Below are 12,026 nucleotides of genomic sequence, written 5' to 3'. Positions count from 1 at the left end.
TTAAATAAATTTTTAGATGAGGGTAAGGAGTTTCTATATGCTTATCACAGTAATTTGTTCTTATAAATTTCATCTTTACTTCATCTATTAATTCCATATTAGGTATATTATTTTCTTTAAAATTTCTGAGTTTTCTAGATAGTTCAAAATTTAAAGAAGTAGTTTTTCTGTGGAAATTAAAGATTTGAATAAAAGATAAAAAAGCTATAACTCCTAATATTCCACCATTTATATTTGTCATCTTTTTTAAGTTATAAAGTGCATAAAGCCCTATACTAGAACATAAAAATATAATAAAAGATAAAAGGCGATAAAGTTTTATTTTTTTCAATCTATTAGTTTTTTCATTCTCTAATTCAATTTTTACCTTATCAATATCTTGTTCTTTTGAATATCTAAAGAAAGTAGCTAGTTTTGAAACTTCTTTTTCATCTTTGAAAAAATTTGATTTATCAGCAAAAAGCAATTTTATATCTAATTTTTTATTTGAATTTAAACCTTTCAAAAAATTTATTTTTTCTTCAGAAATATATGGAGAGATTATGTATATAAATTTTTTGGCATTTCTCATAGAAGAGAGAATGTCCTCTCCAATATTTGAATCTATACGAATTCTACTATATTTCATATTTTCTAATATTTTGGTATCTAGTTTTGGTATCATAGGTAAACTCCTGATTTTTAAAAGATAAATATATGTATTACTCCATTTTACCTTTAAAAATTGATTAAGTCAATACCAATTTTAAATATATTTTAAAAATTAATATTTTTTATCCAATTAGGTAGATTTTTTTCATAAACTTTTATATTACCATTCTCTTTTACCATTAGAAGATTATATAAATATGTGTTGTCATAGACTTCTGCAAAATCAACTAAAGGCAAAATAAGTTTAAAATTTTCAAGGCTTTCATAATATCTTTTTTCCACAATGTTTTCAGATATAAAGTGTCCACCCTTTTTAACTCTTCCAGCAATTCTTTCATTGGAAACTTTAGGACTTTCAACACCAATATAGAAAAGATGAATCTCATACCCTCTAGATTTTATATCCTTAATAAATTTTATTATACTATTACCTGTAAGAGTTGTTTCTTGATTAAAAGGCAAATCTTTTTCAATACATTCTTTTCTCATTTTTATAGCTATTTTACCAGCTTTTATTTGGTCAGCCTCATTTCTCCAATCTCCAAAAGTAATAACAATTTCATCAGTATTTATTCTAGTTCCTAGTTTTTCTTTATTAAAAAAGTTGGAATTATACATAGTAGTTTTTCCAACACCGTTTACTCCAGCAAAAATAGTTGCGACCTTATTCATATTCCCACCTCAAAAATTATTTAATTATTTCCTCTTGTTTAGTTCTTAATATTAATTCTTGTAGTTTATAATAAAATTTTATCTCATCATCATTTTTACTATTTTTTATTAATTCTTGAATATCATCTTTTTTTAGGTTTGTTATAAATTCATATAGAGATTTTTCTTTAAAATCAAAAAAATTTTCCATTTTACACTCTCCTTAAAAAAATTATTTTTTCTTAATTATACCATAAATAAAAAATATTAAAATATATATTTTATAATGGAAATTGGCAAAAAAATTTTACTAATTCTAGAAAATATTATATAATTATGGAAAGGCAAAACAAAGGGGGGAGGAAATTGGCAAAAGAAAAAAATATTTATTTAAAACTGTTTCTTTCTACATTCTATCTTAGTGCATTTACTTTTGGTGGAGGATATGTAATAGTTCCTCTAATGAAGAAAAAATTTGTAGAAGATTTAAAATGGATAGACGAAAAAGAGATGTTGGATTTAGTTGCTATTGGACAGTCAGCACCAGGACTTATAGCAGTTAACACATCAATTTTAGTTGGATATCAAGTGGCAGGAATAAAAGGAGCTATGTGTTCTATCTCTGGAACAGTTCTTCCACCACTGATAACGATTACAATAGTTTCATTTTTCTATAATATTTTAAAAGAAAATATATTTGTTAATTCAGCTCTTCAAGGAATGCAATCAGGAGTGGCAGCAGTTATTTGTTATGCAGTTTATAAAATGGCAAAAGATGTTTTAAAAGAAAAAAGAATTGAGCCATTAATAATAATGATAATTGCCTTTGTGTCAGCTTACTTTTTCAAAGTAAATGTAGCCTTGGTAATAATAATAGCAGCTCTATATGGGGTGGTGAAAAAATAGATGATATATTTAACTTTATATTGGAGTTTTGTTCAGATTGGACTTTTTAGTATTGGTGGAGGATATGCAGCTTTGCCACTTATCCAACAACAAGTGATAGAGATACACAAATGGCTAACTTTTGAGGAATTTACAGATCTTTTGACAATTTCTCAGATGACACCGGGACCCATAGCTTTAAATGCCTCAACTTTTGTTGGAACAAAATTAGCTGGACTTCTAGGAGCAGTTGTAGCCACTTTAGGTTGTGTTACTCCCTCTTGTATAATTGTTTTAATCTTAGCATATTTTTATTATAAATACAGGGAGCTAAATACAGTGAAAAAAGTTTTAGGAGTATTAAGACCTGTGGTTGTATCATTGATTGGAGTAGCAGGAGCCTCAATAGTAATCACTGCCTTTTGGGGACAAAAAACTATTGGGACTTTTGATCAGATAAATAAAACAGCAGTTGTTTTATTTGTAATTTGTTTTGCAATTTTAGAAAAATTTAAATTAAATCCTGTGACAGTTATTATTCTGTCAGGGATAATCGGAATAGGAATTTACGGGGGGATAATGTGAGAAACATAAATTTACTGATAAAACCAGCATCAAGTAGTTGTAACCTAAGATGTAAATATTGTTTTTACTTTGATGTAAGTAATAACAGAGAAGTAAAAAATTATGGGATTATGAATGATGAAACTTTAGAAAATCTTGTGAGAAGAGTTTATGAAGAGGTTACAGAAACTGTAAACTTTGCTTTCCAAGGGGGAGAGCCTACAATAGCTGGACTTGAATATTTTAAAAAGTTTCATAAATTTGTAGAAAAATATAATACAAAAAATATAACTACAAATTTTGCTCTTCAAACAAATGGAACTTTACTTGATAAAAAATGGGCAGAACTTTTTAAGAAATATAATTATTTAATAGGGATCTCTTTAGACGGAAATAAGGAGATACATAATCATTTTAGAGTTGATGCTAAAGGTGAGGGAACTTTTAATGATGTTTTTAAAGCTACAAAACTTTTAAAAAAATATGAGGTAGAATTTAATATTCTTTGTGTTGTAAATAAATTGACAGCTCAAAATGGAAAATTAATCTATAATTTCTTTAGAAAAAGTGGATTTAGATATTATCAATTTATACCCTGTTTAGATAGTTTAAGCGACGCTAAAAATGAAGATTATAGTTTAACAGCAGAAGATTTTGGAATCTTCTTAGATGAAACATTTAATCTTTGGTATGAAGATATTGTAAACAATAGAAGAATAAGTGTAAGACATTTTGATAACTATATAAAAATCTTACTTGGTGGACAACCAGAGGCTTGTGATATGGTTGGACATTGTAATATGAATGTAATAGTTGAATCAGATGGTAGTGCTTATCCTTGTGATTTCTATGTACTTGATGAATTAAAAATAGGAAACTTAAATGACAATGGAATAGAGGAAATGCTTTCTAGTGAAAAAGAAAGACAATTTTTAAGCTCTTCTCTAGCTGTACAAGATAAATGTAGAATATGTAAATATTTTAAAATCTGTCGTGGTGGTTGCAGAAGACATAAAGAGATGAATGATGGGGTTTATGAAAATAGATTCTGTGAATCATATAAATATTTCTTTGATAGAAATATAGATAAGATGTTACATGTAGCAGAAATTGTAAGAAATTTCCAAAGACAAAATAATTTATAAGATAAAAGGAGCTATATAAAAAGTGTTTTTTAATCACTAAATTTATAGCTCCTATTTTTATTATTTACAATTTATTAATTAAAAATTTTTAATAATTATTTTTTGATTTAAAATAAATTATTAAATAATATGAAAATATTTATTTAAATCTTCATAGAACATTTTTTTAATAACCATAACACAACTTGCTAAAGTTTCCTGCTCAGAGCTTAGGCTACTTAAAATTATCTTGTCCCAAAGATTAGTTAGTTGATATTCTTTTATATATTGTTCTAATAGGAAAAGATATGATTTTTGAGAAAAAAAGTCACCATAGAGAATAATTTTATTTGATCCAACAATGGCGTGAGTAGTTATTATAGCTTGAGCCATAAGAGATGCACTTTTTCTAATAATTTCATTAAGAACTATTGACCCCTCTTCATAAGCTAAAAACATTTTCTCTATTGTAAAATTTTCAAAATCATTATCAAGATAACGTTTAAGAATAGGTAAATTTCCCTCTTCAAAATCCTTTGCCAGATCTTTTTTTATCCTGTTTATAGAGATTATACTTTCTAAACAACCTTTTCTTTTGCAGACTGGGCAGTAATTTTCTTTCACATCCATAATAATATGACCTATTTTTCCAATTGTATTTTCATTGTTGTAATAAAGAGTCCCATCTCTAAATATTCCCCCACCTATTCCGTGGATACTATATTTTATAAGAAAGAAATCATCATATTCAGGGAAAAAATAATTTTGAGCAATTGATAGAACTTTTACATCGTTTTGAATAAATATAGGGAGATCTATTTTTTTAGAAAGTAGTTCTTTAATATTTAACCTTTCTTCTAAAAAATCTTCTCCAACTATACCATTTATAATATCAGTAGTTCCTTTAGAACTTATACCAATCCCAGCAAAATCAGAAATTTTTAGATTATTTTCTTTAATATATTCAAAAATGATATCCACAATATTTTCTAAAAGGATAGAATTTTTTGAGATGTTTATTTTTTTTGAAAAAAGTAAGGATGGTTTCAGATCAGATACTATAACTTCACAGTATTCACTGGAAAGATTTATTCCAATTATTTTTTTTAAAGAATAATTTAGATTAAGAGCAACTTCTCTTCTACCAGCTCTAGCAGAATTTAAAGTTTCTCCTTCGAAAATAATTTTTTTATCTTTTAATTGATTACAAATATTTGTAAGTAAGGCAGAAGAAAGTCCAGTGATTGAAGAGATATATTTCTTAGAGCAATTTTCATTAAGCCTTATAGTCTCAAGAACAGCCATAATATTTTTTATTTTTAAAGTTTCTAATTGTTTCATAATCTCACCTTTGTTTTAAAAATATAATTTATTATATCATAAAAAAAGTAAAAGAAAATAATTATTTTACTTTTTTTAATAATTTTAAAATTTTTTTAAAAAACTATTGCATTTTTTATAAAAATGAGTTATATTTAATATAAGAAATGAAATAATTGTTTTGAAAACAAATGAATAATATTGAAATAATATCAAAAATAATTATTTAAAATAAAAAAATAAATGGAGGGTTTAAATGAAAGTTATAATGGTATTGTTTGATTCTTTGAATAGACATTATCTACCATCTTATGGAAACTCTTGGATAAAAGCTCCAAACTTTAAAAGATTGGCTGAAAATTCAGTTCAATTTGACAATTGTTTTGCAGGAAGTTTACCGTGTATGCCAGCTCGTAGAGAACTACATACAGGAAGATATAATTTTCTACATAGAAGTTGGGGACCATTAGAACCATTTGATGATTCAATGCCAGAAATTTTAAAGATGAATGGAGTTTATAGTCATCTTGCAACAGATCATCATCTATATTGGGCAGATGGTGGGGCTACTTATCATAGTAGATTTTCTAGTTGGGAGATGATAAGAGGTCAAGAGGGAGATCCTTGGAAAGGACAGATAAAGTTTCCTGATATTCCAGAAGATGCAAAAGCTCCTCAAAGACTTTTCTTACCATCGAGAGAAAAGTTAGCAGATATATGGAGACAAGAATGGGTAAATCGTCAAGAATTTAAAGAGGAAAAAGATTATCCTCAATCAAGAACTTTCCAAGCAGGAATAGATTTTATAGAAAAAAATCATTCTGAAGATAATTGGTTTTTACAAATAGAATCTTTTGATCCTCACGAACCATATGTAGTTCCTGAAGAATATGATGCCCTATACGGAGATCATATTAAGAAGAAAAATTTAGATTGGCCAGATTATCATCCTGTGATAGAAAGTAGTGATGATGTGGAAAATTTAAAATATAAATATGCAGCTCTTTTATCAAAATGTGATAGAAGTTTAGGAAATATTTTGGATCTTATGGATAAACATAAAATGTGGGATGATACAATGTTGATTGTTTGTACAGATCATGGTTTCTTATTAGGAGAACATGGTTGGTGGGCAAAAAATATGATGCCAGCTTACAATGAACTTGTAAACACTCCATTGTTTATTTGGGATCCAAGAGTAAAAATAAAAGGTGAGAAAAGAAATTCTTTGGTTCAACTTATAGATATGGCACCAACAATTTTAGAGTTCTTTGGATTAGAGATTCCAAAAGATATGCAAGGGCACCCATTAAGAGATACAATAGCAAATGATAAGAAAATAAGAGAAGCTTGTATATTCGGTTGGCATGGTAATCAAATAAATTGTACAGATGGAAAATATGTATATATGAGAGGAGAAGCAAAAAATACAAACTCACCTCTATATGAATATACATTAATGCCTACACATATAAAATCAAGATTTTCAATAGAAGAAATGAAAGATTTTGAACTTGCTGAACCATTTACATTTACAAAAGGACTTAAGACAATGAAAGTTGAAGTTAAAAACTTTAACCAACATTATAGATTTGGAACAATGTTATATGATACAGAAAAAGATCCTTATCAAGAAAAACCAATAGAGGATATAAAACAAGAAGTAAGAATGGCAAATCTTATGAGAAAATTAATGAAGGAAAGCGATGCACCTTTAGAGCAATATGAGAGAATAGGATTAAGCTATGATAAAGAGGTAACAGAACAAGATATTCTTGATTATAAAGCAAATTTTGAAAAAGAATATTCAGTTGGAAAAGATTTTGAAGAATCTATCACTTGGGAAGGAAATACAAAAAATGAGTTTATAGCTTTTGTAAATTTAGTAAAAATAAATGACAAAGATAAACTTGTAGAAGAGTTTAAAAAAGAGATAGAAAAAGAAAATCTTGGAAAAGTTACAGAAGAATTTTTAGAAAACTTTGTAAAAGAAAGAGTAGATGAAGAGAGAAAACCAATGATAATGTATTTCTTAAATCTATTATCAAGAAGGAAGTAACAAAATAAAATAAATAAACAAACAGAACAACGGGAGGAAAAGGGTATGAAAAAATTTTTTAAAGTATTGGCACTTTGTATTTTAACACTTGTAACAGCTTTACCATCATTCTCAGCTAAGAGTCCAGCAGATAGTTGGCCAAAGAAACCAGTTATTATAACTGTACCTTGGGCAGTTGGAGGATTAGCAGACCAAGCTAACAGAGCTTTATCACAATATGGTAAAAAATATTTAGGACAACCAATAGTTCCAGAAAATAAAATAGGAGCTGGTGGAGTTGTAGCACTTACTGAGTATCTTCGTGAAAAACCAAATTCAACTAAATTAATTTATGGTGGAGAAGGAAACTTCGCAATCGGACCTTTATTTAATCCAGTTCCATTTAAATGGGAACAATTTACTCCAGTAGCAAATATTTACAAATCTAACTTTGTAATGGTATCTAATCCAAAAATTGGTGTTAAATCTTTAAAAGATTTAAAAGAATATGGAAAAAATAAAAAAGTTATATTTGCAGTTGCAGGACTTAACTCTTCTGAATATTTAATGATCTCTGCTCTTTTAAGTGAAATGGGACTAGACTTTGAAGGTGTATCATTTAACGGAGCTAATGAAGCGATGAACGCAACATTATCTGGAGATACAGTAATAGGTATCACTCATGCATCTTTAGCAAAAGAATTTGTAAAAGCTAATAAACTTGATCCAGTTGTAGTATTTGATGACAAACCTTTAAAAGATGAAGTTTATAACTTAGAATGTGTTGGAGATTATGGATATGATACTTTCTTAGTAAATAGATGTATACTTTTAATGCCAGCAGGAACAGATCCAGCAATAGTTGATAAAATGTACAAAACTGTTTTAAAAATATTTGAAGAACCAGGATTCCAAGAAACAGCTAAAAATTTAGGATTAACTCTTGATCCAATAGGACCAGCAGAATGTGATGCTCATATTAAAGATTCTATGGAAAAAGCTCAAAGATTCTATAACATGTTAAAAAAATAAAACAAAATTAAATAGAGAGGAAATCTCCTCTCTATTTTTAAAAATTAAGGGGTGAAACAAGTGAAATACAAAATAAAAGTAAATATTGTAGGTGGTGCAATATTCCTTATACTTTCAACAATTTTATGGCTTTTAATACCTTCACAAATTCCATTAAATTCTGATGCGGTTATAACATCAAGAAGCTTTCCAAAATTAATTGTAGCTTTGATGTTTATATCAAGTTTATTTATTTTTGTTGCTGATCTTATAAAATTAGTAAAAAAACTTCCAGTACAAGAAGTTGAAGTAAATTTAAATGAAGAGGGAAGAGCAGTAGTTGTTTGTATATTATTAATAGCTTATGCTTTTTTATTAGATAAAATAGGATTTATGTTTTCGTCTATACTTTATTGTTACTCAATGTTAACTTTCTTTAAATGTAAAAATTGGAAGTATTATATGATAGTTACAATAATTTGTGTAGCAGTAACATATATTTTCAAAAATATATTGTTAGTACAATTGCCATAGGTTAGGAGAAGAAATATGATTGAAAATATTGTCAGTGGATTTTTAGAATTTTTTAAATTAAGTAGTTTTATTTATATGAACCTTGGATTATTAGCTGGAGTAATTTTTGGTTGTATTCCAGGGCTTACAGTTATGCTTTGCCTAGTATTATTTTTACCTTTTACTTATAACTTAGAAGCTATTGATTCTTTTATGTTTTTGCTTGGAATTTATTGTGCAGGAAGTTATGGAGGATCAATATCAGCTATTTTAATTAATACTCCAGGTACTCCCCATGCAGCAGCTACAATGTTAGATGGTAACCCACTAGCAAAAAGAGGAATGGCACAAAAAGCCCTTAATATTGCTTTGGAAGCCTCAACATTTGGTGGAATTTTTAGTGCATTGGTACTTTTATTCTTAGCTCCTCAAGTTGCAAAAGTTGCTTTAAAATTTGGAGCATCTGAAATATTTATACTTTGTGTATTTGGTATTTCTATTATTGCAGGTGTAAGTGGTGATAGTTTAGCAAAAGGAATAATTTCTGGTTGTATAGGACTTTTCCTATCAATAATTGGAATGGATGTAATAAGTGGAACTTTTAGATTTACATTAAACAATTATAATCTTTATGCTGGATTTGACTTAGTAATAGTTCTTATTGGACTTTTTGCTCTTTCAGAAACAATTTCAAACTCAAATGGAAGTAAGGATTTTAAAGCTTCCACTACAATGAAGATTGAAAAAGCAAAGGATACTGGAAAACTTACAACAGCTGAATATATTAGAATGTTTCCTCATGTTCTTCGTTCTTCAATAATCGGAGTTATTGTTGGAGTAATTCCAGGAACTGGGGCATCAATGGCATCATTCTTTAGTTATGATAGAGCTAGAAAAAGTTCTAAACATCCTGAAGAATTTGGAAATGGCTCAATAGATGGAATAGCAGCAGCAGAGTCAGCAAATAATGCTGTTACAGGAGCTACACTTATTCCGCTTCTTACTCTTGGAATACCAGGAGATGCAGCAGTTGCAATTCTTTTAGGTACTTTAATGGCAAATGGTTTAACTCCAGGGCCGAACTTATTCCAAGAACATGGAATAACTCTTTATGCAATTATGGTAGGACTTGTATTTATAAATATTTTTATGTATATTCAAGGTAAATATTTAACAGGATTCTTTGCAAAAGTTACAAAAATTCCTAGTGAAATCTTAATACCAATAATAGTTGTATTTTGTTTTGCTGGATCTTATTCAATAAAAAGTTCTATGTTTGATTTATATATTTCAATAGCTTTTGGAATTATAGCTTATATTTTAGTAAAATTAAAATTCTCAACAATTCCAGTTCTTTTAGGATTGGTTTTAGGAGCTTTAACAGAATCAAATTTAAGAAGAAGTTTAATAATTTCTCAAGGAAGCCTATCAATATTTATAAAAAGACCAATATCTTTAGCTTTCTTAGTTGTTTTAGTTGTGACAATAGGATTTATAGTTAAAGAAAATATTGCTAGATCAAGAAAGGCCAATAAATAGCTTTCTAATAAATATCCGTATCATAAAAATTACTAACAAAAAAAACTCTCTATTAATTCAGAGAGTTTTTTTGTTATAGAATATTTATTAAAAATTCTTTTATCAAACCGCCAACATCTATTCCAAGCATAGATTCAAGTATCATTTTTATAAGAACTATTGTAGTTACTATTAAGAACATTGGTTTTATAAATGAAGTTCCTTTAGTAACTGCTAACTTAGCTCCTAAAGTAGCTCCAAATATCATAATTATTCCAATAGGTATCGAGTAAAAGAAATTTACTTTTTTTAAATATATAAATAAGAACATACTTGCTAAATTACTTGTTAGATTTAAAAATTTTGCATTTCCACTTGCATTAGTAAAATCTAATTTAAAAATTTTAATAAGAGCAAAGATTAAAAAAGAACCTGTTCCTGGGCCAAAGAATCCATCATAAAATCCTATTGTAATAGCCATAATTCTTCCATTACGAATATTGTTATCAGTTAGACCTACGAAATTATTTTCTTCACCTATCTTTTTATTTAAAAGGGTATAGATTAAAACTATTAATAGTAAAATAATTGCTATTGGATAAAGATATTTAGAATCTATTAGAACAACAGTTTTAACTCCGATAAGTGCTCCTATAAAAGAAAAAGGAAGCATTTTTTTTAACATCTCTTTATTTATTTTACCAGATCTTGCAAACTTCAAACTACTAGCCACAGTTCCAATACTAGAGGAAACTTTATTTGTTCCCAAAGCTATATGTGCAGGAAGCCCAGAAGCTAGATATGCCGGGACAGTTATAAGTCCACCACCACCAGCTATGGCATCAATAAATGCAGCAAAAAAACAAGCGACTCCTAAAAATAAAAAGGTTTCCAAATTGACATTAGATAAAAAACTTTCAAACATTTTCCCACTCTCCCCTAAATCAAATAATTAAAAAATTTACTATTGTATTAAAGTATAGTATGAAATTATTAATTTTTCAAGAGAATAATAAAAAAACTTGGAATCATTTTTTATTTAAATTGTAAATAAGATTTTTATAGTAAAGTAAATTTTATAATTATTATCGTTGATAATAAATAGTTTTTTAGATATCAAGGATAAGAATTTGTTAGAATTAATTTTATAAAAAACATTATAGACAATAACATAGATAGAAAAGTAGAAGAAAAATAAAAAAATTGAAGTTTGATTTATTAGATTTTAATTTTATAAAGAATATTTTACAAATAAAATAGAGTCAGTAGTTTTTATAATAGTAAAAATAAAAAAATTTTTTACTTGAATAAAAAAAAGAAAAGTGTTATAATCCATTAATTAAATTTTAAGGGGTGGTAATTATGCTAGGATTTGAAAATTTTAAATTAAAAGAAGATGAAAAATTAATAGTGAAAAAACAGGTTTCTTATGTGAAAAATATTTTAGTTTTTCCACAACCAAATCCAGGAAATTTATCAATAACTGATAAGAGAATTGTATTTGAGCCAACACAAGGACGTTCAGGATCAGCTTTTATGTATGAGTTAAATGAAATTGATTTTTTTACAGTTGGAATGATGAATACTATAACTATTGTGACTAAAAATGGAGAAAAATATAAGTTAACAGGTTTATTTAATAAAGCACTTATAAAAGGGCTAGAAGATGTTAATATAAAGAGAGAAAAATAAAAATTAAGAAATATATAATATAAAATAAAAAACTTCAAAGTAAAATTTGGAGTTTTTTT

General features: G+C 27.2%; 13 protein-coding genes. 8 read left to right on the top strand and 5 right to left on the bottom strand.

Going from position 1 to position 12,026, the window contains the following annotated elements; genetic code table 11:
• From Q1J48_RS07265 to Q1J48_RS07255, 3 genes are all read right to left on the bottom strand, one after another.
• Nucleotides 1–664: hypothetical protein (locus Q1J48_RS07265; protein WP_300362304.1), on the bottom strand; the 664-nt coding region annotated here is incomplete at its 3' end.
• A 92-nt stretch (nucleotides 665–756) separates the two neighbouring features.
• The gene (locus Q1J48_RS07260) at nucleotides 757–1,323 is read right to left on the bottom strand and encodes an ATPase (protein WP_300362301.1); all 567 of its coding nucleotides are present in this window, start codon (nucleotides 1,321–1,323) and stop codon (nucleotides 757–759) included.
• 16 nt (nucleotides 1,324–1,339) lie between these two features.
• A complete protein-coding gene (locus tag Q1J48_RS07255) occupies nucleotides 1,340–1,513 on the bottom strand; it encodes a GNAT family acetyltransferase (RefSeq protein ID WP_300362298.1) in 174 nt (57 codons plus the stop codon).
• A 155-nt stretch (nucleotides 1,514–1,668) separates the two neighbouring features.
• Between Q1J48_RS07255 and Q1J48_RS07250 the strand changes: the two genes are divergently transcribed.
• From Q1J48_RS07250 to Q1J48_RS07240, 3 genes are read left to right on the top strand one after another with little or no spacing between them, the layout of a single operon-like run.
• Complete coding sequence (locus tag Q1J48_RS07250; protein ID WP_300362295.1) at nucleotides 1,669–2,208, top strand: chromate transporter; 540 nt, start codon at nucleotides 1,669–1,671, stop codon at nucleotides 2,206–2,208.
• The gene (locus Q1J48_RS07245; RefSeq protein WP_300362292.1) at nucleotides 2,209–2,772 is read left to right on the top strand and encodes a chromate transporter; all 564 of its coding nucleotides are present in this window, start codon (nucleotides 2,209–2,211) and stop codon (nucleotides 2,770–2,772) included.
• Complete coding sequence (locus tag Q1J48_RS07240; RefSeq protein ID WP_300331665.1) at nucleotides 2,769–3,896, top strand: anaerobic sulfatase maturase; 1,128 nt, start codon at nucleotides 2,769–2,771, stop codon at nucleotides 3,894–3,896. Before Q1J48_RS07245 ends, Q1J48_RS07240 begins: the two co-directional genes overlap by 4 nt.
• Nucleotides 3,897–4,016: 120 nt before the next feature.
• Here Q1J48_RS07240 and Q1J48_RS07235 read toward each other — a convergent pair whose 3' ends face one another.
• Nucleotides 4,017–5,216, bottom strand: a complete 1,200-nt coding sequence (locus Q1J48_RS07235; protein WP_300331668.1) for an ROK family protein — start codon at nucleotides 5,214–5,216, stop codon at nucleotides 4,017–4,019.
• A gap of 235 nt (nucleotides 5,217–5,451) precedes the next feature.
• On the opposite strand from Q1J48_RS07235, the gene Q1J48_RS07230 reads away from it, so the two are divergent.
• The 4 genes from Q1J48_RS07230 to Q1J48_RS07215 are packed head-to-tail and all read left to right on the top strand — an operon-like array spanning nucleotide 5,452 to nucleotide 10,296.
• Nucleotides 5,452–7,254 (top strand): sulfatase, encoded by a 1,803-nt coding sequence (locus tag Q1J48_RS07230; RefSeq protein WP_300362289.1) that lies wholly within the window; start codon nucleotides 5,452–5,454, stop codon nucleotides 7,252–7,254.
• Between the two features lie 45 nt (nucleotides 7,255–7,299).
• The gene (locus Q1J48_RS07225; protein WP_300331674.1) at nucleotides 7,300–8,265 is read left to right on the top strand and encodes a tripartite tricarboxylate transporter substrate binding protein; all 966 of its coding nucleotides are present in this window, start codon (nucleotides 7,300–7,302) and stop codon (nucleotides 8,263–8,265) included.
• 60 nt (nucleotides 8,266–8,325) lie between these two features.
• Nucleotides 8,326–8,778 (top strand): tripartite tricarboxylate transporter TctB family protein, encoded by a 453-nt coding sequence (locus tag Q1J48_RS07220; RefSeq protein WP_300362286.1) that lies wholly within the window; start codon nucleotides 8,326–8,328, stop codon nucleotides 8,776–8,778.
• 15 nt (nucleotides 8,779–8,793) lie between these two features.
• Complete coding sequence (locus tag Q1J48_RS07215) at nucleotides 8,794–10,296, top strand: tripartite tricarboxylate transporter permease (protein WP_300331680.1); 1,503 nt, start codon at nucleotides 8,794–8,796, stop codon at nucleotides 10,294–10,296.
• A gap of 73 nt (nucleotides 10,297–10,369) precedes the next feature.
• Here Q1J48_RS07215 and Q1J48_RS07210 read toward each other — a convergent pair whose 3' ends face one another.
• Nucleotides 10,370–11,200, bottom strand: a complete 831-nt coding sequence (locus Q1J48_RS07210; protein WP_300362284.1) for a sulfite exporter TauE/SafE family protein — start codon at nucleotides 11,198–11,200, stop codon at nucleotides 10,370–10,372.
• A gap of 437 nt (nucleotides 11,201–11,637) precedes the next feature.
• On the opposite strand from Q1J48_RS07210, the gene Q1J48_RS07205 reads away from it, so the two are divergent.
• Nucleotides 11,638–11,967, top strand: coding sequence for a GRAM domain-containing protein (locus Q1J48_RS07205; protein WP_300362281.1), 330 nt, complete (start codon nucleotides 11,638–11,640; stop codon nucleotides 11,965–11,967).
• Nucleotides 11,968–12,026: the final 59 nt, after the last annotated feature.

The sequence above is a fragment of the Fusobacterium sp. genome, from assembly GCF_029258315.1.
GTDB lineage: Bacteria > Fusobacteriota > Fusobacteriia > Fusobacteriales > Fusobacteriaceae > Fusobacterium_B.
This window is presented reverse-complemented; position numbering and strand designations above follow the sequence as displayed.

What these genes read in the sequence shown, in the direction of transcription:
- Q1J48_RS07245 (WP_300362292.1), top strand. Translation starts at nt 2,209, where the DNA reads ATGATATATTTAACTTTATATTGGAGTTTTGTTCAGATTGGACTTTTT.
- Q1J48_RS07215 (WP_300331680.1), top strand. Translation starts at nt 8,794, where the DNA reads ATGATTGAAAATATTGTCAGTGGATTTTTAGAATTTTTTAAATTAAGT.
- Q1J48_RS07255 (WP_300362298.1), bottom strand. Translation starts at nt 1,513, where the DNA reads ATGGAAAATTTTTTTGATTTTAAAGAAAAATCTCTATATGAATTTATA.
- Q1J48_RS07260 (WP_300362301.1), bottom strand. Translation starts at nt 1,323, where the DNA reads ATGAATAAGGTCGCAACTATTTTTGCTGGAGTAAACGGTGTTGGAAAA.
- Q1J48_RS07205 (WP_300362281.1), top strand. Translation starts at nt 11,638, where the DNA reads ATGCTAGGATTTGAAAATTTTAAATTAAAAGAAGATGAAAAATTAATA.
- Q1J48_RS07230 (WP_300362289.1), top strand. Translation starts at nt 5,452, where the DNA reads ATGAAAGTTATAATGGTATTGTTTGATTCTTTGAATAGACATTATCTA.
- Q1J48_RS07210 (WP_300362284.1), bottom strand. Translation starts at nt 11,200, where the DNA reads ATGTTTGAAAGTTTTTTATCTAATGTCAATTTGGAAACCTTTTTATTT.
- Q1J48_RS07225 (WP_300331674.1), top strand. Translation starts at nt 7,300, where the DNA reads ATGAAAAAATTTTTTAAAGTATTGGCACTTTGTATTTTAACACTTGTA.
- Q1J48_RS07235 (WP_300331668.1), bottom strand. Translation starts at nt 5,216, where the DNA reads ATGAAACAATTAGAAACTTTAAAAATAAAAAATATTATGGCTGTTCTT.